The organism is Desulfobaculum senezii (assembly GCF_054657395.1).
In genome coordinates this window covers 638706-661726 of the sequence record NZ_BAAHYU010000002.1, presented here as the reverse complement: position 1 = coordinate 661726, position 23021 = coordinate 638706, and the positions used below count along the sequence as shown (strand labels likewise).

General features: G+C 61.9%; 23 protein-coding genes. 7 read left to right on the top strand and 16 right to left on the bottom strand.

What is annotated here, in order from left to right; translation table 11 throughout:
• Positions 1-14: 14 nt before the first annotated feature.
• Both ACYQ2T_RS03700 and ACYQ2T_RS03695 read right to left on the bottom strand, forming a co-directional pair.
• Positions 15-533, bottom strand: a complete 519-nt coding sequence (locus ACYQ2T_RS03700) for a 4Fe-4S dicluster domain-containing protein (RefSeq protein ID WP_404844129.1) — start codon at positions 531-533, stop codon at positions 15-17.
• Positions 534-570: 37 nt separating this feature from the next.
• Positions 571-1632, bottom strand: coding sequence for an FAD-dependent oxidoreductase (locus ACYQ2T_RS03695; protein ID WP_459898534.1), 1062 nt, complete (start codon positions 1630-1632; stop codon positions 571-573).
• 344 nt (positions 1633-1976) lie between these two features.
• Here ACYQ2T_RS03695 and ACYQ2T_RS03690 point away from each other — a divergent pair, with 344 nt between their 5' ends.
• From ACYQ2T_RS03690 to ACYQ2T_RS03680, 3 genes are all read left to right on the top strand, one after another.
• Complete coding sequence (locus ACYQ2T_RS03690; RefSeq protein ID WP_459898532.1) at positions 1977-2741, top strand: MBL fold metallo-hydrolase; 765 nt, start codon at positions 1977-1979, stop codon at positions 2739-2741.
• Positions 2742-3226: 485 nt separating this feature from the next.
• The gene (locus ACYQ2T_RS03685; RefSeq protein ID WP_459898530.1) at positions 3227-3721 is read left to right on the top strand and encodes a TRAP transporter small permease; all 495 of its coding nucleotides are present in this window, start codon (positions 3227-3229) and stop codon (positions 3719-3721) included.
• Complete coding sequence (locus ACYQ2T_RS03680) at positions 3718-5001, top strand: TRAP transporter large permease (RefSeq protein ID WP_459898528.1); 1284 nt, start codon at positions 3718-3720, stop codon at positions 4999-5001. The genes ACYQ2T_RS03685 and ACYQ2T_RS03680 overlap by 4 nt, the downstream gene beginning before the upstream one ends.
• 70 nt (positions 5002-5071) lie before the next feature.
• Here ACYQ2T_RS03680 and ACYQ2T_RS03675 read toward each other — a convergent pair whose 3' ends face one another.
• Together ACYQ2T_RS03675 and ACYQ2T_RS03670 are read right to left on the bottom strand one after the other, a co-directional pair.
• Positions 5072-6016: a hypothetical protein gene (locus tag ACYQ2T_RS03675; protein ID WP_459898526.1), complete on the bottom strand. Its 945-nt coding sequence runs from the start codon at positions 6014-6016 to the stop codon at positions 5072-5074.
• Between the two features lie 22 nt (positions 6017-6038).
• Positions 6039-6965: an NAD(P)-dependent oxidoreductase gene (locus ACYQ2T_RS03670; protein WP_459898524.1), complete on the bottom strand. Its 927-nt coding sequence runs from the start codon at positions 6963-6965 to the stop codon at positions 6039-6041.
• Between the two features lie 104 nt (positions 6966-7069).
• Between ACYQ2T_RS03670 and ACYQ2T_RS03665 the strand changes: the two genes are divergently transcribed.
• Together ACYQ2T_RS03665 and ACYQ2T_RS03660 are read left to right on the top strand one after the other, a co-directional pair.
• A complete protein-coding gene (locus ACYQ2T_RS03665) occupies positions 7070-8491 on the top strand; it encodes a response regulator (RefSeq protein WP_459898523.1) in 1422 nt (473 codons plus the stop codon).
• Between the two features lie 110 nt (positions 8492-8601).
• Positions 8602-9342 (top strand): tetratricopeptide repeat protein, encoded by a 741-nt coding sequence (locus ACYQ2T_RS03660; RefSeq protein ID WP_459898521.1) that lies wholly within the window; start codon positions 8602-8604, stop codon positions 9340-9342.
• 44 nt (positions 9343-9386) lie between these two features.
• Here ACYQ2T_RS03660 and ACYQ2T_RS03655 read toward each other — a convergent pair whose 3' ends face one another.
• Genes ACYQ2T_RS03655 through ACYQ2T_RS03645 form a run of 3 tightly spaced genes read right to left on the bottom strand, consistent with a single transcriptional unit; the run spans position 9387 to position 11393 of the window.
• On the bottom strand, positions 9387-9653 hold the full coding sequence (locus ACYQ2T_RS03655) for a hypothetical protein (RefSeq protein ID WP_459898519.1): 267 nt from the start codon (positions 9651-9653) through the stop codon (positions 9387-9389).
• Positions 9654-9660: 7 nt separating this feature from the next.
• Entirely contained in the window at positions 9661-10554 is an 894-nt protein-coding gene (locus ACYQ2T_RS03650) for a hypothetical protein (RefSeq protein WP_459898518.1), read from the bottom strand.
• Positions 10551-11393: an MBL fold metallo-hydrolase gene (locus ACYQ2T_RS03645; protein ID WP_459898516.1), complete on the bottom strand. Its 843-nt coding sequence runs from the start codon at positions 11391-11393 to the stop codon at positions 10551-10553. Before ACYQ2T_RS03645 ends, ACYQ2T_RS03650 begins: the two co-directional genes overlap by 4 nt.
• A 350-nt stretch (positions 11394-11743) precedes the next feature.
• Between ACYQ2T_RS03645 and ACYQ2T_RS03640 the strand changes: the two genes are divergently transcribed.
• Together ACYQ2T_RS03640 and ACYQ2T_RS03635 are read left to right on the top strand one after the other, a co-directional pair.
• Positions 11744-12172 (top strand): Hpt domain-containing protein, encoded by a 429-nt coding sequence (locus ACYQ2T_RS03640; RefSeq protein ID WP_459898514.1) that lies wholly within the window; start codon positions 11744-11746, stop codon positions 12170-12172.
• 50 nt (positions 12173-12222) lie between these two features.
• Positions 12223-12441 (top strand): ferredoxin, encoded by a 219-nt coding sequence (locus ACYQ2T_RS03635; protein WP_459898512.1) that lies wholly within the window; start codon positions 12223-12225, stop codon positions 12439-12441.
• 125 nt (positions 12442-12566) lie between these two features.
• Here the strand turns inward: ACYQ2T_RS03635 and ACYQ2T_RS03630 are convergent, their stop codons facing one another.
• The 9 genes from ACYQ2T_RS03630 to ACYQ2T_RS03590 all read right to left on the bottom strand — a co-directional run bounded on the left by ACYQ2T_RS03630 (position 12567) and on the right by ACYQ2T_RS03590 (position 23016).
• Complete coding sequence (locus tag ACYQ2T_RS03630) at positions 12567-13154, bottom strand: type I restriction enzyme HsdR N-terminal domain-containing protein (RefSeq protein WP_459898510.1); 588 nt, start codon at positions 13152-13154, stop codon at positions 12567-12569.
• Positions 13155-13193: 39 nt separating this feature from the next.
• Positions 13194-13829 carry a hypothetical protein gene (locus tag ACYQ2T_RS03625; RefSeq protein ID WP_459898509.1) on the bottom strand — a complete coding sequence of 212 codons (636 nt, stop codon included), beginning with the start codon at positions 13827-13829 and terminating at the stop codon, positions 13194-13196.
• Between the two features lie 159 nt (positions 13830-13988).
• Positions 13989-15125: a sulfite exporter TauE/SafE family protein gene (locus tag ACYQ2T_RS03620; RefSeq protein WP_459898507.1), complete on the bottom strand. Its 1137-nt coding sequence runs from the start codon at positions 15123-15125 to the stop codon at positions 13989-13991.
• 41 nt (positions 15126-15166) lie between these two features.
• Positions 15167-15676, bottom strand: coding sequence for a 4Fe-4S dicluster domain-containing protein (locus ACYQ2T_RS03615; RefSeq protein WP_404845845.1), 510 nt, complete (start codon positions 15674-15676; stop codon positions 15167-15169).
• Positions 15677-16352: 676 nt separating this feature from the next.
• Positions 16353-17789, bottom strand: a complete 1437-nt coding sequence (locus ACYQ2T_RS03610) for an NADH-quinone oxidoreductase subunit N (protein ID WP_404845846.1) — start codon at positions 17787-17789, stop codon at positions 16353-16355.
• 71 nt (positions 17790-17860) lie between these two features.
• The gene (locus tag ACYQ2T_RS03605) at positions 17861-19402 is read right to left on the bottom strand and encodes a complex I subunit 4 family protein (RefSeq protein ID WP_459898504.1); all 1542 of its coding nucleotides are present in this window, start codon (positions 19400-19402) and stop codon (positions 17861-17863) included.
• A 25-nt stretch (positions 19403-19427) separates the two neighbouring features.
• Positions 19428-21269: a Na(+)/H(+) antiporter subunit D gene (locus ACYQ2T_RS03600; protein ID WP_459898503.1), complete on the bottom strand. Its 1842-nt coding sequence runs from the start codon at positions 21267-21269 to the stop codon at positions 19428-19430.
• Positions 21253-21519, bottom strand: coding sequence for a hypothetical protein (locus ACYQ2T_RS03595; RefSeq protein WP_459898501.1), 267 nt, complete (start codon positions 21517-21519; stop codon positions 21253-21255). The genes ACYQ2T_RS03600 and ACYQ2T_RS03595 overlap by 17 nt, the downstream gene beginning before the upstream one ends.
• Before the next feature lie 3 nt (positions 21520-21522).
• Positions 21523-23016, bottom strand: a complete 1494-nt coding sequence (locus tag ACYQ2T_RS03590) for a monovalent cation/H+ antiporter subunit D family protein (protein WP_404845850.1) — start codon at positions 23014-23016, stop codon at positions 21523-21525.
• Positions 23017-23021: the final 5 nt, after the last annotated feature.

Below are 23021 nucleotides of genomic sequence, written 5' to 3'. Positions count from 1 at the left end.
TGTGGTCGGTCGTGTTATTTGCCCCGCATCTGCCGTATCTGCTTCATGACCAGCTTCTGGGCGGAGAGGGACTCCTTGGTCCGGAGTTCCTGCAGCTCTTCGCGGTCCACAAAGTAGATGGCTTCTGCCGGACAGATGGCCACACAGGCCGGGCCAAGGCCCCGGCGGCGCCGCGCGGCGCACAGGTCGCACTTGGTAACCGGCACCACGCCGCCTGCGTGGTAGATGGCGTTAAAGGGGCAGGCCTCCATACACTTCATGGCGCGGCATCCGCGACAGATGGTGGGGCTGTGGATGACCACGCCCTCATCGGTCTTGTTGATGGCGCCTGCGGGGCAGGCCTTGATGCACTGCGGGTTCTCGCAGTGGTGGCAGTAGAGGGGAAACGCCAGCCCCTCGTCAGTCTGCGTCATCTGAATGCGCGGGATGCCGTGGAGGAATTTGCAAATGGCCTCGCACGACTCGCACCCGATGCACTTGGAATAATCAACCCATTTGGTCTTTGGGCATTGGTCTTTCTTGCTGTCGGACATATCGTTCTCCGGTGATGGATTCCGCTGGTGGCGCGGGCTAGTCGCTGGTTGCGGCAAAGTCGAGCCACTCTTCCATGGACCGAGCCGCCTCAAGACCGCTGGTGATGGCCCAGCCAATCTTGCTGGGGCCGTTCAGGGCGTCGCCAGCAAGGAAGACGCCTTCCAGCGGCGTCATACGCGGCCAGCCTGTGGCCTGCTTGCGCACCTTGCCGATGTCCACCTTGTCCGAGGCGGGAACCGTGGGCAATTCGCCAACGGCGGTGATGACGAGGTCCACGTCCAGCACCTGATTGGACCCCGACTCGGGCACCGGACAGCGGCGTCCGCTCTCGTCAGGCTCCCCAAGGGAACACTGGATATACTCCAGTCCCTCTACGGTCTCCTCACCAAGGATGCGCACAGGCAAGGTCAGCTCGCGCCAGATGACGCCACGGTCCTGCAGCAGGGCAATCTCGTAGGGACCGGCGGGGGCTTCGTTGCTGGTGCGGCGGTACAGCATGTAGACCTTGTTTGCTCCGCTGCGAAGCGCGCAGTCCGCCGCGTCCACGGCGGAAAGCCCGCCGCCGACGATGGCGACGTTTTTGTCCTTGGCATCGGAGTAGCAAATATCCTTGCTGCATGCCGCGCCGCGCAGGGGGAACAGATATTCCAGACCCGACAGCACGCCGGAAAGGTCCTCGCCGGGGATGCCCATACGGCGAGAGCGCCACGAACCGGTGCACAGCATCACGGCGTCAAAGTCGTGCCGCAGGTCCTCAAGGGCGATGGTCTCGCGCATCAGGTCGTCGCCTTCGTCGTGGTCCGTGGAGTCCTGTCCCACGATTTTCACACACGGGTGGAAGATGACGCCGTAGTCCTTTTGCAAAATTTTGGCGGCTTCCTCAACGCGTTCCACCGCAAGGCGGAAGTCCGGAATGCCAAAAAACAACAGGCCGCCGGGCTTGGGCATCTTGTCGAAAATTTCAACATGATAGCCCTGACAGGCCAAATAGCCGGAAACGGCCATTCCGGAAGGACCGGCGCCAACAACGGCAATCCTGCGTCCGTTTGGCTCACCGGGAGCGTCGCGGAACAGGGCAAAATTCATTATACTCTTCATATCGTTCCCCTTTTTCGATTCATGCGGCCGGGCCGCGGCATCGTCCTTCCCGCAAAGGGGGATTGTGGATTCAATCGTATCAGGATACTCAAATTGCTGCGCACGCACAACGCACGTCGCCGCAATGGGGCATTGTCAATCACATATTTCCCGTGCTGTGTCCACCGCGTTTTTTGTCACAAGCGCCTCGGCTGGCGCGGGTTTCCCCGCCTTGGCGCGCGCAGCAGACGCCCCAACTGGTGCCCCAATTGATGCCCCTGTAGACGGGCCTGCCCGCCGCGCACTGCGAGGGCGCGCGAAAAAACACTTTTCACCACCCGAGAGCCTACGCCATCATATCCATTATGCAAGCACGCATCCACGCCATCCATCACAACTGCTTTTGCATTGCCGCCAGCGGGCGGATGCTTGTCTTTGACTGGCCCGCACCGGACCAGCGCCCGGCAAAGGCCGCCACAACGCTGACCCAACTGGTCACCGGCCAAGACGCCATTGCCGCATTCTCCCACAGCCACGGGGACCACTGTTCGGCGGATATTTTGGACATCCTCGCCGCTGCCCGAAGCTCGCGGTATATCCTCTCCGACGACGTTCCGGACATGGTGCCCCAGCTGGACCTGCCCGGCGCCATCATCCCCGACCCCGGCGACCCGCCGCCCGCGCCCGGACCGTGGACGCGCGTTGACGACGGGGTGTCCGTATCGGCCATGGCCAGCAACGACCTTGGCGCGGCGTTTCTCATCCGCCTTGGCGGCTGGCGCATATATTACGGCGGCGACCTTGCCGAGTGGATATGGCCGGAAGCGGGCGACGCGGCCAACGCCTTTACGGCGGAGTATTTCAGCGCCGCCATCGAACACGTGCGCGCCTTTGCCCCGCATATCGCCCTCACCAACTGCGACCCGCGCCTCCCCGGCCTCTCCGGTGCGGCGCGCTTTGCTGACGCCGTGCGCCCGGCGTGCCTTGTGCCCATGCACAGCTTTGGCAACACGGCGCACCTGCCGGACTTTGCGCAGCAGGTGGCGCGGCCGGGGATGCAGGTCTTTGCCGCAACGCGCCTTGGCGAGTCCTGCACCATCACCGGAGACGACCCCGCCGACGCCGGATAGGACGCGCGCGGCGGGCGGCGGGCGGCGGGCGGCGGGCCGAGAGCCGAGAGCCGAGAGCCGAGAGCCGAGAGCCGAGAGCCGAGAGCCGAGAGCCGAGAGCCGAGAGCCGAGAGCCGAGAGCCGAGAGCCGAGAGCCGAGAGCCGAGAGCCGAGAGCCGAGAGCCGAGAGCCGAGAGCCGAGAGCCGAGAGCCGAGAGCCGAGAGCCGAGAGCCGAGAGCCGAGAGCCGAGAGCCGAGAGCCGAGAGCCGAGAGCCGAGAGCCGAGAGCCGAGAGCCGAGAGCCGAGAGCCGAGAGCCGAGAGCCGAGAGCCGAGAGCCGAGCAGGCCCCAACCCCTTGCGTCAACTGCGTATTCGCGAAAAAATGCGCGCGGGTTGCCTTTTTCCATGTGGCGCAGTACGGCAAAGGCCGCCGACCATCCCGAAACGGCGCGCCGCCCCAGCGGGCACGCGCCACCGCTTCACCCCAAACGCCGGTGCCAGCATCATGCATGTTCTTCTCACCGCCATCCGCCGCCTGAGCGGCCTCGTCAATACCCTGACCGAAGGGGCGCTCATGCTCTGCGCCGTGGGGATGGTGGCCGTCATCAGCCTGCAGGTCTTCTGTCGCTACGTGCTCAATGATTCCCTGTTCTGGTCGGAAGAGCTGGGACGCATGCTCCTTGTGTGGCTCACCTTTTTGGGGGCGTGCGTGGCCTACAAACGCGGCGCGCACATCGGCGTGGACATCCTGACGGAGCGCCTGAGCGGCCATCCTCGCCGCGCGGCCCATATTCTGGCGCATCTGGTGGCGCTGGCATTTTTTGCGGTGCTTATCACCTCCGGCATGCGCGTGCTGGACTTTATGCAGTACCAGCAAACCGCGGCCCTTGGCATAACCAAACAAATCCCCTTTAGCGTGGTGCCCCTGAGCGGCGCGGTGCTGTTCCTGCACGGCGTGGCCTTTGTGCTGGAGGATCTGTTCGGCGGGGGCAAGGCATGACCACCCTGCTGTTCGTCGCCCTTGTGGCGCTGTTTCTGCTCAACGTCCCCATCGCCATCGCCATCGGCGCGGCCTCCGTTGCCGTGTTTGCCCTCAAGGGCGACACCGGCCTTATGGTGGCGGTTACCCGCATGTACGCGGGGGCGGACTCCTTTCCGCTTATGGCGGTTCCGCTGTTTATGATTGCGGGGCAAGTGATGGAGGCCGGCGGCATTTCCCGGCGGCTCATCGCGTTTGCCGAGGCCCTTGTGGGGTGGCTTCCGGGCGGGCTGGCCGCCGTGTCCATCGTCTCCGCCATGTTCTTTGGCGGCATCTCCGGGTCCGCTGCGGCGGATACCGCCGCCGTGGGCGGCATGCTCATCCCGGCCATGGCGCGCAGTGGCTACCCGCGCGGCTTTGCCGGAGCGGTGCAGGCGGCTGGCGGCTCCATCGGCGTCATCATCCCGCCCAGCATCCCGATGATTGTTTTCGGCTTCCTCACCAGCGCCAGCATCGGCAAGCTGTTTGCCGCGGGCATTCTGCCCGGCCTGCTCATGGGGCTGTCCCTCATCACCGTGGCGGTGATCCTGTCCCAGCGTGGCGGCATTGAGCACGGCGGACAGTTGCGCCCCTTTTCCCTGCGGCATATTCTGCGCACGGGCCGCAGCGCCCTGCTCGCCCTTGGCGCGCCCGCCATCATCCTTGGCGGCATCCTCGGCGGCGTGTTCACGGCGACGGAATCCGCTGCTGTGGCCGTGGTCTACGCCCTTTTCGTCGGCATGGCCGTCTACCGCGAACTGCGCATTGCCGCCCTGCCGCGCCTGTTCATCCATGCGTCCATCACCGCAGGCGTCACCATGTTCATCATCACGCAGGCCACGGCGTTCTCGTGGCTGCTGACCATCGAGCAGATTCCGCAGGACATCACCGCCGCCCTGCTGGCCCTGACGGACAATCCCATCGCCCTTCTGCTGCTGGTGAACATCATCCTGCTGGCGGCGGGCACCTTTGTGGAAACCACCGCCGCCCTTATCCTGCTGGTGCCGGTCATCCTGCCCATGCTGCCGAACCTTGGCATCGACCTCATCCACCTTGGCGTCATTGTGGTGGTGAACCTCGCCATCGGCATGCTGACGCCGCCCCTTGGCATCTGCCTTATCGTCTCCTGCGGCATAGCGGGGACGCGCCTTGCGGACATCAGCCTGCGGGTGTTGCCCTTCCTGCTGGTGCTCCTTATCGACCTGCTGCTGATCACATTCTGGCCGCCGCTGACGACCTATCTGCCCAGCCTCATGGGCTGACCAAACTAAAACGCCCCCGCCGGAATCCATCCAGCGGGGGGCGAAAGTGTTGTGGGCGGGATGCGCAGTGCTAGGAGCGCAGCAGCACCACGGTGTGCTCGTCAATGCCCTGCATCACAATCACGGCGCACACCACGCCAAGGACGGCGCACACGCCCCACACGCTCCAGCGCAGGGCTGGCGAACGCTCGGCCAGTGCCCGGTCCGCGCCGCGAAAGGCGCTCACGATAACGTCGCAGGCAAGGGCAAAGGGCGGAAAGCCCAAAAAGCCCAGCACCGGCATCTCAAAGACATGGAGCACGTCCACGAAGGGGATGGAGTAGTACCATTTGGCCCCGGCCCAGTAGTTCCAGCACTCCCACATGCCGCCGCACAGAAAACCCGCCACCAGCACAAGAAGCAACCGGCGCGGCTTGCCAAGAAGCAGGAGCCGCAAGTGCGAGCGTGCACGGAAGCCATAGAGCACAGGCTCCAGCAGAAAGACCGGCGCGCCCCAGATGAGCGGAAAACAATACTTCGGCCACACAAGGGGCAGAACAAGGCAGGCCACGCCAAGGGCAAACAGAGGCCAGCGCCACGGGGCAACACGCAGCGGCGGCCACTTCACGTCCTCCCACAGGCCGAGGAATTCCAAAAGCCGCCGCGTCACGGACAGGGCAGGGAGCACAGTGGCGTAGGCCAGCACGTACCCGCCCCAGCGGATGGCTGTCTCCTGCGGCAGGCCAATGTAGTACCAGTTGCCAAGGCGAAAGTTTGCGGCCTCAAAGGCGAGCCACACCATGACCGACAGCGGCAACAACGCCCAAAAGCTCCGCGGGCGCTCATACAGCGTGGAGTACCCGCCCATGACCACAAGCAGGGACTCCGCTCCAAAAATGTACGGCCACCACGCAAACAGAAAATAATAGGTCAAAAACGGCTCCTGCCGGAAGCTCATCCCGGCGGAGGCACTCAAAAAGGCGGCGGCGGAAGCGGCCATGACCACCACGGCCGTCCGCATCGGCGTCTCGTTCACGCTGTTTCTCCTCGTGGATTCATCATTTGCGCCCGTCACCGGACAGGGCTTCCAGCACCTTGATAACGGCGGCGAAGTCCATATCGCCAAGGCCCGTTGCCGCGCCCGCCGCGTACTGCTGCGCCGCCGCATGCGCGGCCGGGGTGCTTGCCCCGGTGGCGTGGGCCGTATCCAGCACAAATTTCATGTCCTTGTTCATATGCCGCAGGGGGAATTGCGCAGGGTACGCGCCGTCCTGAAACATCTGTTCCTTCAGGGCGTACAGCCCGCAGGCCAGCGGCCCCGACGTCACGGCGTCCAGCAGCACGGCGTCGTCCACGCCGCCCTGACGGCCAAAGTTCAATGCCTCGCCAAGGCCCTGCATCATAACGCCCAGCAGCAGGTTCACCGCCATTTTGGTCATGCTGCCCTGCCCCACGCCGCCGCAGTGAATCACCTTGCGCGCCATGGTCAAAAATACCGGGCGCAGGGCGTCCACAGCCTCCAGCGGCCCTCCGGCAAGGACGAGCAGGCTGCCCTCCTCCGCCGGACGGCGCGAGCCGGAAACCGGCGCGTCCACGTATGTGACGCCAAGGGGCCGCAGCGTCGCGGCAATCTCGCGCGTAAACTCCGGCGACAGCGTACTCATGTTGACCACAGTCTTGGACGCATCAAGCCCCATGGCGCAGCCGTCCTCGCCGGACAGCAGAGCGTAGACGGCCTCCGGCCCGGTGACCATTATCACGACAACGTCGCATTTTTCCGCCAGTTGGCGCGGCGTTTCCGCCACCAGTGCGCCCAGCTCGCGCAGCATGGCGCATTTCTCGCGCGAGCGGTTGTACACCACCAGCGGATACCCTGCCCGCAGAATATTCTCGGCCATGGGCCTGCCCATAAGGCCAAGCCCCATGAATCCTATGCGCGGCTTCATGATTCTTCTCCTTTTCGCCACCTGCCTGCCCCGGCTCATATGTTCATTCCGGGGTGATTCCGCGCAGAGAGGCGTTGCATTTCCTTTCAGTTCTCGTCACACTGCATTCAGGATCACGGCCACTGCTTGCTCAGGAGCACCACATGCCAGAGTATCCCATGCAGGAACACGCTCTCGTCGTGGACGACAATCCCATCATGTGCGAATCCCTCGCCCGCTCGCTGACGGACGTTGGGTTTAACGCCGCCTCGCGGCACTCTGCCCAGAGCGCGCTGGACGCGGCCCAGCACTCCCCCGTGGCCCTCGCCTTTGTGGACGTTCGCCTCGACGGGGCGGACGGCATGGCCCTCGCGCGGGAGCTGCGCGCCATCAACCCGGGCACGGAGGTGGTGTTCATCAGCGGCGTCGGCACCTCGTCCGACCTGATTCAGGCCATGCAAATCGGCGCATTTGACTACCTCATCAAGCCCTTTTCGCCCGATGACCTGCGCCTGACGCTGGAGCGCTACACCGAGCGCCGCGCCCTCAAGCGCCGCATGGAACGCGCCGAGCAGCGTCACACCACACTGTTGCACAACATCCCCCTGCTTATCTACCGCCTTCGGGAGGACTTCTCGCTGGCCTTCATCAACAAGGCCTGTTCTGTGGTGCTGGGCTATGACCCCGACGAGGCAACAAGCCATGACAACTGGTTCCTCAGCCGCATCCGCATGGGCGACCGCGCCCGCGTGCGCGACGTGCTAACGCGCGCCTTTGCCAGCGCCACTCCCCTTACGGTGGAGTGCCGCATGGCGCACAAATCCGGCTACAACGTGCATGGCTATATCAAAACCATGCCCGGCCCCGCCGCCGCAGGTGCAGGCGAACCGCGCCTTTTGGACGGCATCTTTGTGGACATCTCGGAGCGCGTGCATATGGAGCGCACCGTGCTGCAGGACGAAAAGCTCAAGACCATCGGTGCGATATCGGACGAAATGGCGCACGAACTGCGCAACCCGCTCATGGCCATCGGCGGCTTTGCCCGCAGGCTGCACGCCAAGGTGCCCGACATGCCGGAAACGGAAATCATCCTGCGCGAATCCCGGCGGCTGGAAAACCTGCTGGACCGCATCCGGGGCTACCTGAACCCTGTGGAAATCAGTGCCGAGCCTTTGCACATCCCCCCCATCGTGTCCAGTTGTCTGGAACACCACCTGCCGGTGCTGGAGAAGACCGGCATCACTGCCGATATTGAGCTGGCGGACATGCTGCCCAGAGCCCTTGGCGACCCCGAAGCCATCTGCACCATCCTCGGCATTTTGCTGGGGGACGCCAGCAAGGCCCTCGCCAAGCAGGGCAAGCTGTCCCTGCGCACGCTTTCCACGCCAAAGTCCGTGGATATCCGCATCAGCTACGCCCTTGCCGACATCCGCGACATTGACCCGGAGCGCCTGTACCTGCCCTTTGAGGAAGGCGGCTTTGGCCTGCCGCTGTGCTACAAGCTCATCAAAAACATGGACGGCCTCATGCGCGTACGGCGCGAAAACGGCAACGCCGTGTTCACCATCTCCTTGCGGCGCACCTAGCGCCCGGGGCCAAGGGCACCAGAGCGAAGCCGCGCCTTCCCCTTGGCGCGGACCGCTTTTTTGCGTACTGTCTACAATGACGCCCTTTCCCCTCAGCCATGGAGCCTTGCATGTCGCAATACCCACAAATCCTTGGTGTTTTCTCCCGCACGCAAGCCGCAGGCGTTGGCCACGGCGCAACACAGGGTGAATATTCGCAGACCACCTACTGGTATGTCCGGCGGCTGGACGATGACGAATACGAAGTGCAACCCCTGAACGACCACCACGTTCCGTCGGGCCTGCGAAACTCCATCACCAAGGGCGACTTCATCTCCGCCTACGCCCCGGAACCCCGGTTTTACGAGCAAAACACCGTCCCAGCCATCAAATCCCTCCAGCAAAAAATCCGCAAGGGCGAAGAAGCCTACGCCGATGGCAATCTGGACGAGGCGGAAAAGGCCTTCCTCAAGGCGCTGATGATTGATGAACTGAATGTGGAGGCCAACATGGGCGTTGGCTCCGTGTACGCAGACAAGGGCGAATTCCACAAGGTCAAGAAGGTGCTGAACATCCTGCTGAATCAGGACGCAACCTTCGTGGCCGAACAGCGCGTGCGCTTCAACCGCCTTGGCATGAGCCTGCGCAAACAGGGCATGAACGCCGAAGCCCTGCGCTACTACGAAAAGGCGCTGGAGTACCACGACAAAGACGAGAACCTGCACTTCAACACCGCGCGCGTGTACTACGACCTTGGCCGCAAGGAGGAGTGCATACGCCATATCAACGCCGCCCTTGCCATCAGTCCCAATATGGAACCCGCCAGAAAATTCCTGCGCTACGTCGAGAAAAAAGGCGTTCCAAACAAGTAGTACACATCATTTCCTTTTTTGCTTTCAACATGGCATGCATGATGCTATTGTCTAACAAAAGCTGTTAACAACGTGGCAGCTTTTTCCTCCTTGATGCAGGCGGCTGGGCCCCCCAACCCGGCCGCCTCTTCTTTATCCATCTGAAATTGAAACAGCTTTGCCACCACCCCCTGCGCCCACGCATTGCCGACCCGCGCGGCGGGCGAAAGCCCCTTCCACGACCAGTGCGGCAGCTTCTGCCCAAAAGAAAAGACGGACCATTTGGCCCGTCCGTGTCCAGCACTGCGCCCATATCGGCGCGCACCCGCCATGCCCTGCCTACTCCATAAACACCCCGCCCGTTCCGACAAAGCCGGAGCAATGGCAGTCCCCGCCGTGGCGCTGGCTGTAGCTGAGGCTTTCGCGGCGGCACACCACCAACCCATCGCGAAACACCACCCACACCCGGCCGTAGTTCCAGCACTCAAAGGTGGCGGAATCGCCGTTGCGGCGGATGGTTCGCGGCTCGCCAAGCAGGGAGCGCACTTCACTGCGGGTCATGTCCGCTTCAACAAAGCGCTCTGCGTAGTCCGCCTGCGTTTTCCGGGTCTGCATGATGGCATCATAGCGCGCCTGCGTTTCCTCAAGGGTGCCGAGAATCGCGTCGCGCTCCTGCCGCAGCGGGGCGGCCTGCTCCGGCGGGGCCGTGCGCAGACGTTCCTGCACGGCAAGGGCCTTGTCCTCAAGGCGGCGCGTGGTGTCGTAGCGCTCGCGCATACGGACAAGGTCGTCGCGCTGGCGCGCTGCGGTTTGCAGGCGCTCGCGCATGGCGTCGCCATCCACCCGTGCGCGCACCTTCATGCGCACCGCAAAGCTCTTGTCCTTCATAAAGAACGTCTCCTCATCCACCTCCACCTGCATGGTCGCGGCAGTAAAGGAGCGCACCTCATCGCGCGTCAGCCGAAAGTCGCTCATCTCCGTCAGCACCTCCACGTAGGTGCCAACCTGCTCCACCAGTTTGCGCTTGGCCTGCATAAAGCAGATGCGGCGGGCCTCGGTGCGGGTGTCGTTATCTCCCAGCACGTACACGTGCTCCGCCGTAAGGGTTTTCACCTCCGCGCGCACGGTGTTCGGGACGCACAGCGCGGCAATGCCCGCAAACACCACAGCCAACGCCATCACCCGGCCCAGCACGCACGCGCCCTGCCATGTACGGCTTTGCACATGCATCACAGCTCAAACTCCTGATTCTGCGCCACGGCAAAGCAGTCCATCTCTACGCCTCGTTTTTTCAGAATGCGGTTGCAGTGCTCCACCATCTCATCCACCTGCTCGTCCGTGCGCTCCTGATTGATGTGGAACATGCCATAGCGCTTCACCCCCGCATCAATGGCCAGATTCAGGGCGTCGGTATACAGCGTGTGCCCCCAGCCGCGGGTGAGTTCATTATACTGCTTTGGCAGGTATTCAGCGTCATGAATGAGCAGGTCCGCCCCTTCGCTGAAGGCGGCGTAGTCCTCGGGCGACAGGCCGCCATCGTGGGCGAAGTCCAGCTCGTTGTCGGTAAGGAAGACAAAGCTCTTGCCGTTTTCCTCAAACTTGTAGCCCAGTCCCTTGTTAGGGTGGTTGAGAGCAATGGATGTGATGCGCATCTCGCCGATGGTGAGGTCCACACCGCAGGCGATTTCATGCGTAATATTGGACAGCAGCGCTTTGTAGGGCACAGGAAAGTACGGCGCTGTCATGACGCCTTCCAGCAGGGTTTCCAGCGCGCCCATGCCAAAGGGACATCCACGGATATTCAGTGTTGTTTTGGGCAGGAAGATTGGCTTGAAAAAAGGCAGACCAAGAACATGGTCCCAGTGCAGATGCGTAAAGAGCATGGTGTAGTCAAAGCGCCCTTCCGCAAGAAGCGCGTTGCCAAGGCGGCGGATGCCGGAACCGGCGTCTATGATGACAATGTCGTCCCGCGCGTTTCGGACCTCCATACACGTGGTATCGCCGCCATAGCGGTTATATTCCGGCCCGGATACGGGGATGGACCCTCTTGAGCCCCAGCAACGGATATACATGGCAGACTGCACCTCGGGTCCACGCGGCGCGCAGAAAAACACAAAGGTTATGCGGAAACACGCAAGGCATGCAGAACACTTCCATTGTAGACTACTGGAAAACACCGCGTATTTCAACACGTTTGCTCAAAGTGGCGCATGGCGCGCCCCGCGCGCTTTCCCTACGTCCATCTCAGGATGCGCCATGGGGGCCTTGCGGTGCATATTTTTCACAGCCCACTTTGCCAACCTGCCGCAAAAGCTGTATGCTTTTTCCAAATGTACCCGATAGACCGCTTTGTGCACAGCGGCTACGCAGGTCCCTCGCCGGAGGGAGCGTTGCCTTGTCCCACCCTTACCGAGAAAAGCACATGGGACACGGCAGCCCGCCCCGCTGGCGGCATACATCACAAGCTCCGGACGGCACCATGCCCTACCGCATCCCCACCGGCGTCAGTACGCCCATCCTTGACGAACAGGCCACACTCCACCGCCTGCGCGGCAACACCCGGTTCCTGAGCGAACTGTACGCCGTCTTTCTGGATGACCTTCCACCAAAGCTCACCGCCCTCAGCAGCGCGCTTTCTCAGGATGACGAAACCGCGCTGCGCCGCATTGCCCACTCCATCAAGGGCGCGGCGGCAACCATCAGCGCTCTGTCCCTCAGGCAGCAGGCGGAGCGGCTGGAGCACGCGGCCAGACAAGGCCGCAGCGCCGAGGTGCGCGACGTAGCGCAACGCATCATCTTCCACGGCCAGACCACCCTTGAGCATGTTGCGGCCAGCATGCAGCTTCGGTAGCATTGGGGCTCCCACTCCCATTGCTCTCAGCCAAAGGAAGATGCACCACCATGAGCGAAAAAAAGGAAATATCCATCAACCGCGTGGACTGTACCGCGTGTATGGGCTGCGTGGAGATGTGCCCCGACCTGTTTGAATGGGACGACATCAACGAAGAAGTCGTCCTGCGCAAGGACTGCGCGACCGAAGCGGAAATGGCCGAGGCCATCGCCCTCTGCCCGCAGGACTGCATTGAAGTGCACGGCCCCTGCCAAAGCGGCGACTCGTAGCCAACTGCACGGCCGCGCCGCAACGCGGCCCACAAAAGCCGCCCACAGCGCGGCGCATGCCACAGCACCACACAACAACGCCCCCGCTGGAACAGTCCAACGGGGGCGTTGTTGCGCGCGGCGCGTTAGGCGGAGTCGTCGTCCCGCCCCGGCGTATGCGCGGGCTTTGGCGTGCAGGTATGGCAGCAACTGCCGTAGATGAATTCGCTGTAGGCGTAGAGGATGCGGCGCTCGCGGTCCAGCTGCTCCTGCGAGCATTGCGGCGCGGGGTGGGCCTTCGCAAGGGCGGGCAGGTCCTCATACCGGGGGATGGCGCGCATGCTGGTGCCAAGGGTCGTCCCGGTTGCGGCGTCCAGCAGCACGGCCTCGCGCGTGTCGGTCACCGCCACCAACGGAATGGGGCCGCCGGGGTACAGCCGCGCTGCGGCAAGGACTTCCCGGTCAAAGCTGCCGGGCTGTCCGGCCACGAAAAAGAGCAGAAAGAGCGGTGTGCCATCCTCATCGCAAGCCACAAGGTCCGCCACGCGGCAATAGGTTTCGCCATCCACGGGGAACTCAATACCCACCTTGGCCAGCAAACGCTGTGGCGGATAGCCCAGCTCCTCCACCAGCATCCGGGCCATGGCCTGACGGAATTCCTCGTAGGAGGTTTCCTCGATGTCCTCGCCGGTCAGGTAGTCCCGAACCACCTGACCAAGACTTGTTTCGTGCATCCGCATCTCCTTGCCGGGGCGGATGGAGCGCCGGAACGCCTAGGCCTTGTCCGGGGCTCCCGCGCCGGGGGCGTCTTTCTTCTTGCCGTCGTACAATTCGGACCACGAGACCAGATTCTCGCCGGGGTCCTCGTTGTCCTTGATGGCCTGCAAAATCTGCTTAAACACCGGCAGGTAGGGCTTGAGCTTCGCAAAGCCCACGCGCACGGCGACGTACAGCGGAATAAAGATAAAGTTGTTGCCCACTTCGTTGCCGATGGCCGGAATGGTAAACGGCAGCGGGAAGGTCACTTCGGAAAAGCGCATCACCATCCAGCCGAGGGCAAAGGGCACAGGCCACAGGCTGGAGGCAAACAGCGCTATGTGGGAAAAGAAATTTTGCCCAAAGGCTTCATTCGCCAGCGAGTTGCAGGCCTTGTAGCTGGCCTTGTCCTTTTCGCAGATGGCCTGCACGGACAGGTTGTGCTGACGAATCATGTCCTGATTGATTTTGGCAAAGTGCTTGCGGTTGAGGAAGTATGTACCGGCCAGAGACAGTTCCCCCACCACCGTGCACAGAAGCACCAGCAGAAACATCCCCACAAAATAGGCTGTCAGCGGCTCAAGGGGCAGCCGGAACAGGGGGATGAACACCGGGTCAAAAAGATAATTGAGGCTGTCGAAGGATGCTAACACGTCTTCCTCTCAGGGCGTGGTCTTACGCGGAAAGTCCGCGGACCTCTTTTGTACGATGTCTTGCCGCCCCGCACAAGGGCGGCGCAGGGCGGAAAAAGGGCCGGCCGGTAAATACCGGCCGGCCCGGGTAGGGTCTCGCTTTACAGGGCGTGCACTCGCCTAGAAGGGAGGCAGGATGCTGAAGCCGAGGAAGCCCTTGGAGCAGTAGCGCAGACCAACGTACAGGGCCAGCACGACGAACAGGCGCTTCAGCCAGACGTCGGGGATGTACTTGGAGGTGCGCGGTCCAATCATGGAACCGATGACGATACCGATAAGCTCGGCACCGATGAGGCTCCACTGTACGGGCGTTCCCTTCAGGACCATGTAGGAGGCGATGGAGTTGATCATGCCGATGAACACAGCCATGGCGGAGGTGCCAGCCACAAGGTACATGGGCAGGCCAGCCACGGAGGTCAGGAACGGCACGAGCAGGAAGCCGCCACCAACACCGAGGAAGGAGGCAAGAGCGGCGATGAAGAAGCCACCAACAACCGGGATGAGCGGGTTGAAGTGGAACTCGACGCCGAAGAAGGTGAACTCGCAACGGGTCAGGGTGAAGGTCTTCACCTTAACGCCCTGGGAGGACATGTCCACGTTACCGGTCTTCACGCTGTCTTCAAAGGCCTTGGCGGCTGCCTTGGCTTCCTTCTTCTTGTTCTGGGCCTTGGGCGTGGTCTCGTAGAAGAGGTAGCAGCCAAGGAACAGGACGAAGAGGCCGAAGTAGCCGAGGTAGGACTTCAGGCTGATCTTACCGGCGGTCAGCCACGGCACCAGCCAGGAACCAGCCACGGAACCGATGGCCAGCGCGATGCCCAGAGGGGCAACCAGACGGCCGGCGCGGTAGTAGTTGAACGTGGACAGCGCGGCGGAGCAACCCACCAGCCACTGGTTGGACACGCGGATGGAGTCGGTGACGACCTTGTTGATGGCCATCTTTTTGCCGAAGCCCTTTGCGTAGTCGCCAAGGCCGTAAATGGTGATGTGACCAACACCGGCCATAATGCCGCCGAACGCGCCGACGGTGGAGAAGATCCAGCCAACCCAGATGGCCCATACGAGGCCGATCAGGGCGTTGAGGTTAGGTGCGCCGGGGATGCCGAGGTATCCCTTGGCGGCGTTGGGGTCGAGCTTGTCGGCTGCGATGGCCTGGCTCACAGCGTCGGTCAGGCGATCGGCCCATGCCGCTTCCTGCGTGCACAGCACCACGGCAATGGCGAACAGTGCGAGGAATGCGTGGTTGGACTTGAATTTCACAGTGCCACCCTCCTTAAAGGTTGAAAGAAGAAAAACAACGGTTAGCGCAAAGCGCGCTTCAGCAACATCTTCTGCCCGTGTCGCTCTCGTGCCGTGCGAGATGCCGCATTCGGCGACACGAACTCCAGCGCATGCGTGGTGCATGCCGTAACGCAAGCAGGCTCAAGGCCGCGGTCGATTCTGTCCATGCACAGGTCGCATTTCAGAACCTTGCCCGTGGTCTCGTCCCACTGCGGGATGTTCCAGGGACAGGCGATGATGCATGCCTTGCACCCAACGCACAGCTCCTGATCCACAAAAACGATGCCGTCTTCGCGGCGTTGCATAGCCTCGGTGGGACAGGCCGCAACACACCAGGGTTGCTCGCAGTGGAAGCATGGCATGAACAGGTTCATGATCTTGGGCTTGCCCGCCTTTTTCAGCGGACCTACCGTCACCATCTGCCCCAGACGCGCACCCGGAGGCACGGCGTTTTTTTGCTTGCAATGCACCTCACAGGCATTACAGCTAATGCACCGGTCCTGGTTGGTCTTGATCATGTACTTGCTCACGGAGCATCCCTCCCGTCTCTGGATGAAAAACTGAAGGCCTTCACACCGGCGCCAACAGTGCCGCAAGCGTCCCTGCGGCGTAGGCGTCCGTCTGAGTCTAGGCGGTTAAATCAGTTGCTTGAGCCAAGGTCAATGAGGCCGCATGTGCATGTGATATCTTTCACATGGCAAAAAAACCCCTTTACATTTCACCCGGAACCAAGCGTGTCCGCCAGCCGACAAAGGCTCGCAGATTCCTGTATGTCTATCATGGTTTGCGTTTCAGCTTAAGTATAAAGGGCAACACGTTCCTTTTTTCACCGCAGTCGTCCAAACCACCGGCATGCGGCAGTTTTCGCTTTGGAAAGCCGCAACCGCCCTCCCCCGCCATACAACAGCAGACCGAACCCTTCGGTCCGGCCTGCCTCTCTGTTCTCGTATTTCTCGCCGCATTCCAGCTCCGTACCGCGCACTGGCGGTCATGGAACGGCAAATTGTCCGGGGGCAGGGAGCGCGGCGCGGATGGGGCCAGCGCCTCCGGCTGGGGCTTGTCGCCCTGCCTGGAAGGATGTCCTTTCTCGCCCGAAGCGGTTCACTGCGTCAGCTGTCTGCATACGGCTCTATTCCCCGGTTTTGGGCCAGTTCTGCTCGCTGGTCCCGTTGTGTGGCCTTGAGGGCACGTCGTTTCCCCTGCCGTTTACCGCATAAGCTGACGCCCAGCTTCGGCGGCAAACTCAAAGACCGGACCGGGCACCGCGCCAAGGAGCAGGATGGCGGCGGCGAGCACCGTCCCCCACACGCGGGTCATGGGGCCTTCGTCCACAGGCTCCAGCCGCGCGGCGTCTTCTGGCTCCACAGTGTACGCGTGGCGCACCAGACTCAGATAGTAATAGATGGCGATGGCCGTGTTCACTGCCGCCACGATGACGAACCAGTTGTAGCCGTGGTTCCACGCGCTGGTCAGCAGGAAGAACTTTCCGATGAACCCGGCCGTAGGCGGCAAGCCAACAAGGGCAAACGCGGCCACGGCCAGCACCATGGCCATATACGGCGAGCGCCGGTACAGGCCGTTCAGGTCATCCAGCTTCACGTTGCGCCCGTCCTCGCTGGTCTTGCAGATGACCCAGAAGCACGTCAGGTTCATAAGGATATACACCAGACTGTAAAACGCGGCGGCGGCAAGGCCCTGCGCCGTACCCGCCACAAGGCCCAGCATCACATATCCGGCGTGGGACACGCTGGAATAGCCCAGCATGCGCTTTACATCGCGCTGTACAAGAGCGGAGAGGTTGCCAAAGGTCATGGACACCGCGCCAAGGATGGCGAAAATCAGCGTCACCTCCATACCCGGAGTCAGCAGCGCGGCAAGGCGCACCAGCACAACCACCGCGCCCAGCTTGGGCAGGGTTGCCACGTAGGCCGCCGTCTCGTTGCTGGCGCCCTCGTACACATCCGGGCACCAGAAGTGGAAGGGAAACAGCGCCAGCTTGTAGAACATGCCCGCAAGGAACAGGGACAGGCCCACAACGGCCATGGGATTATTGGCCCACGACCAGTCCGCCTGCGCAAGGTCCACAAGGTAGCTGGAGTGCTGCGAGGCCAAAATGTACGACAGCCCATACAGCGAAACCGCCGTGGCTACCGCGCCAAACAGGATGTACTTGATGCCCGCTTCCGCTGCGCTACGCTCCTTCGCGCGGATGGGGATGATGGCGTACAGCGAGTAGGAGGAAATCTCCAGCGCCACATAAATGGTAATGAGTTCCGCACTGGACGCGAGGAACATCAGGCCAAGGGCCGAAAACCCAAGGAACAGGAAGTAGTCGCTTTCCTTGTCCTTCTCCAGCGTGGGCTGGCGTACGGCATTGAGCGTGCCGATAAAAAAGCCCACGGCAATGGCCAGCTTGAAGAATTGAGACATCATGTCCACCCGGTACGCACCGTGGAACAGCTGCCCCTGCGCCGTCATGGCGGCAAAGGAGACGGCCACGCCAACCGCGGCACCCCACGGCACCCACGATGCGTCATTGCGCAGCGTGGAATGGCGGCTGATGCTCTGGGCGAACAGCACCAGAAGAATCACGATTTGGAAAAGTTCCGGCAAGAACAGGTCGGGGCGTATGGACACTTGCATTACTCCTGTTTACGGCTCCTGCGTCGCGGCGGCCTTAGGCCGCCCGCCGCATCGTGACGTGCATCAGTCCGTTACTGCTCGGCCACCACTACCGGCAGTTCTGGCGCATAATCGGCCAGCGTCCGCGCTTCGGCAGGAATCTGCGCCGAGCGGACGCGGAAGTCCGAAAGCAGCTTCTCAATGGAGGGGTCCACAACCTTCAGGCACAGCGTGGGCGCAAGGCCGATGTACAGCACCAGCGCCGCCAGCGGCGCAAGGTACACCCACTCGCGGATGCCAAGGTCCCAGAAGTGGCCGGACGGCACGGACGAGGGCCGTCCCCACGCCATCTTGAGGCCGAGGCGCAGCATGTATGCCGCCGCAATCAGCGCGCCGGGGATGGCGATGCCGCCCACCCAGTAGTTGGCCTCAAACGCGCCAAACAGCACCAAGGCTTCGCCAACGAAACTGTTCGTCCCCGGAAAGCCAAAGCTGGACAGCGTGAACAGCCCAAAGAAGCCCATATAGATGGGCAGGAACTTGCCAAGGCCAAGGTTGTCCTTAATCTCGCGGCTGTGGCTGCGCTCGTACACCGCACCGACGAGCATAAACAGCGCGCCGGTGGTGATGCCGTGGTTCAGCATCTGCATCAGGGCGCCCTCCACGCCCCGGACATTGAAGAGGAAGATGCCAAGGGTCACAAAGCCCATATGTCCCACTGAGGAGTAGGCGATAAGCTTCTTCATGTCGTTTTGCCCAAGGGCGGCAAATCCGCCGTACAGGATGCTTGCCAGCGAAATGGCAATCATCATCGGGGCAAAGTATTCACTGGCGGCAGGCGTCAGCGGCAGGCAGAAGCGCAGGAACCCATAGGTGCCCATCTTCAGCAGCACGGACGCCAGATACACAGACCCGGCCGCCGGGGCCTCAACGTGCGCGGCAGGCAGCCAGGTGTGGAACGGGAACATGGGGCACTTGATGGCAAAGGCCAAAGCCATGGCAAGAAAGGCCCAGAACTGGAAGGTAAAGGAGTACTGCCCCTGCATCAGCTCCGGAATGGAGAAGGTCCCGGTCTGATGGTAGAAGGCGACAATAGCCACCAAAAGCAGCGTGGACCCGGCCAGTGTGTACAGAAAGAACTTGATGGACGCATACCGCCTGCGCGGGCCACCCCACACGGCGATAAGCAGGTACATCGGCACCAGCATGGCTTCCCAGAACAGGTAGAACAGCACAAAGTCCAGCGCCACGAACACGCCCACGCACGCCGCCGTCATCAGCAGCAGGCAGACGTGAAATTCCTTCACGCGGCTGGAGATGTACTTCCACGAGCACAGGGTGCACAGCGGCAGCAGCAAGATGGTCAACAGCACCATAAACAGGCTGATGCCGTCCACGCCCAGATGGTAGTTCAGGTTCCACTGCTCCACCCACGGCACCACTTCCTCAAACTGCATGGACGCCACGCCCAGCTTGAAATTGAAGAGCGGAGCCGCCAGCAGCAGCTCACACAGCCCAACAACCAGCGTAAACCAGCGGACCATGCACTCGGTGCGGAAAAACGCAAGCAGCACCGCCGCAACAAGCGGGAAGAAGATGAGATACGTCAGAACCGGATACCCTGCTTCGATCATACGAGTCCGCTCCGTGTCTTTGGGCCTAGGCCCAGAACCAGACCACGGCGAAGATGCCGAGTCCCAACAAGATTGCAAAGGCCAGATAATCCTGAAGGCGTCCGGTCTGCCCCTTGGCTGCGCCGCGTCCCACGCCGCGCACCGTGTAGGCCGTTCCGTCCACCACGCCGTCGATGGCCTTAACGTCGAACCATCCCGCCGAGGCGGCAAAGGCCATCAGCCCCCGCAGCCCCACCACGCGGTAGACCTTGGTCCACACGCCGTCGATGATGGCCAACGGCCAGCAGATGACCCACATGGCCAGCTTGCCAGCCAGCCGGTACACCCAGTCAAAGTCCAAGTTCCGCGACGGATGCGGCTTGATGATATTCCGCATGTAGTAGAAGCCAAGCCCGGTGAACCCAAGCAGCATAAAGGCCTGCAGCAGGTGCCACGGGGTGTAGGGCACGTAGCCGACGTCAAAGGAGACGAGGTTGTGCACCACTTCCGGGACGCCATGGTGCGCGCCGGTGACCGCGTAGGGCAGCAGATCATAGAGCATCTGCGGGTACACGCCCATGACGAAGCACAGCGCGCTGCTCAGGAACATGGCGATGTACATATTCTTGGGGATGGGATTCAGCTTTCTGGTTTTGTCTTCAGGCTTGCCGCCCCAGAAGGCGAAGTACGGCAGCTTGATGCCAACGGAGAGGAACGTGCCCACTGCGGCAATTTCCATCCCCAGCGCCAGCCACGTATGATGCGCTTCCGCCGCGCCGGCGATGGTCATGGTCTTGGAGACGAAGCCGTTGAAGAAGGGCATGCCCGAGATGGACAGCCCCGCCACCACATAGCAAATCATCACCAACGGCATGCGTGAGGCGAGTCCGCCAAGCTCCGTGAGCTTGGCCGTACCCGTGGCGTACAGGATGGTGCCCGCGCTCATGAACAGCAGGCCCTTATAAAGGATATGGGCGTAGGCGTGGGCGCATGCGCCGTTCAGCGTCATGGCCGTGCCTATGCCGATACCCGCCACCATGTACCCCACCTGCGAGACGATGTGGTAGGCCAAAATCCGCCGCGCGTTGTTCTCGATTGTCGCGTAGAAAACACCGTACAGCGCCATCACCACGCCCATCACCGCCAGAATCTCCCAGGACGCGAAGGCCCGTGCAAGGACGTACACCGCCGTCTTGGTAGTGTAGGCGCTCATGAACACGGAGCCGGTCACCGTGCCTTCGGGGTAGGCGTCTGGCAGCCATGCGTGCAGCGGCACCACAGCGGCGTTAACGCAGAAGCCGAGAAGGATAATCCAGTCGTAGTACTGCGCGGTGCTCGGGTCGATGGCCGTAAAGGCGAAGGTGCCAAGGTCCCAGTACCGCAGGAGCAACCCGCCAAGCAGGAACAGCCCGCCAAGGGTATGGAACAGGAAGTACCGAAAGCCCGCCCGCGTCGAGGCTGGATTGTCATTCAGCCACACAAGGAAGGTGGACGCCACGGACATAACTTCCCAGAAGATGAACAGGGTAAAGTAGTCCCCGGCAAACACACAGCCAAACGCGCCGCCCACATACATGGCCGCCGCGATGTGCTGGTATTTCTCCTTGAGGTGCAGGGCGAAGATGAACCCAATAAGCGCCTGCACCGCAAACACATGCGCGAAGATGACCGACAGCTTGTCCACCCGGCCAAGCACCAAGGGCTCATCGCTCCACAGGTAGTGCAGGGGCATGTACACGCCCGGTTCCATGCTCAGGACGCTGGCGATGGCCAACAGCGGTGCCGCAATGAGCATCCACTTCCACCCGCTGCGCGGCCACACGGCAATGAGCGCCGCCACGCCAAAGAACCAGATGGTGGGATGCAGGAAGCTACTCGTCTCTGTCATAGTAGTCCTCGGGCTTGCCTAAGATTGGGAAGACGATCTTTTTGAGAATCACGGTCATGACCACGGCAAATCCACAGCCGAACACCGCCCAGAATCCGGGATACCGGTCCAGACCGAAGTGCGGCTCATGCGGATGGATGAAGAAGTTGAGGGCCACAAGGATGCCCAGCGTCACAAAGAGCGCCTTCTTCCACGCCCCCGCACGCATCCGCTGCCAGGACAGCCAGTTGCCTATCCTTTCCTTGAGCATGGACTAGTACCCTCCGAAGACCGTGATAAAGTTCATGAATATCTGGGGATACAGGCCAAGAATCACACTCATCGCCGCGGTCAGGCACAGGGGCACCACCATAACCATGGGCGCCTCGTGCAATTCCGCGACGGCCTGTGCGTCCTTGGGCTTGCCAAAGAATGCTTGGAACGTGATAGGCGCGAAGTAGCCCGCGTTCAGCAGCGTGGAGGCCAGCAGCGCACACAGCAGCACCATGCGGTTGATGTCCACCGCGCCGTTGATCATGTACCACTTACTGACGAATCCGCAGACCGGTGGCACGCCAATCATGGATAACGAGGCCACGGCAAACGCGCCGAAGGTCCATGGCATTCTGCGGCCATATCCCCCCATGTCGCTGATCTTCTTGGTGTGGGCCACCACGTAGATGGCGCCAGCGCCCATAAAGAGTGTGATTTTGGAAAACGCATGGTGCGCAATATGCGCCAGCCCGCCCTGCACCGCCAGTGGCGTCAGCATGCACACGCCAATGACGATGTACGACAACTGACTGACCGTCGAGTATGCCAGCCGCGCCTTGATATCGTCCTTAGTCAGGGCAATAAGCGAGGCCGCCACAATGGTGAAGGCCGCCAAATAGGCCGTTGGTATGCCGAGGAAGAGCTTGTCCATCACGTCCACGCCAAAGCCGGAGAGCACCACGCGGGACACGGAGAACACGCCCGCCTTAACAACCGCCACCGCGTGCAGCAGTGCCGAGACAGGCGTCGGGGCGACCATGGCCGATGGCAACCAGTTGTGAAACGGCATCAGCGCGGCCTTGGCGAGGCCAGCAATGTAGAGGACATAGGTCACGGTGACGGCGATGGGATGTTCCGCCACCACCTGCGCCGGGAACATGCCCTGCACCACGTCGCCAAGGTGGAAGTCCAGCGTGCCGCACAGCACATAGGTCATGACCATGGCGGGCAGGAAGAACAGCTTGGACGTACCGATGAGGTACACAAAGTACTTCCGCGCTCCGTTAAAGGCCTCGTCATCCTGATGGTGCGCAACCAGCGGATACGTGAACACCGAGATAATCTCGTAGAAGAGATACAGGGTGAAGACGTTGGCGCTCATAGCCACACCCACCGCACCGAAGATGGCGATGGCGAAGCAGAAATAGTAGCGCGTCTGCGCGTGTTCATTGAGGGAGCGCATGTAGCCGATGTTGTAGCTGGTGACCCAGAACCACAGGAACGTGGCGATCAGCCCAAAGATGAGCGTCAGCCCGTCCACGCAGAACTTCACGTAAATGCCGTCCAGCAGCGTGAAGAGCGTCAGGGTCCAGATGGTGCCCTTGAGAACGGAGGGGATGAAGCTCGCCATGCCGGCGAAGGCCACTGCCGCGGCCACGAAGCTGACGCCCTCGCGCGCGTTCTGGTCGCTGCGCATGAACCAAATCAGGAAGGGTGCGACAAGCGTCGCAACAAGCGGAATCAGGAGGCGATAGCTCTCGATGTACTCTGGCATGTGCC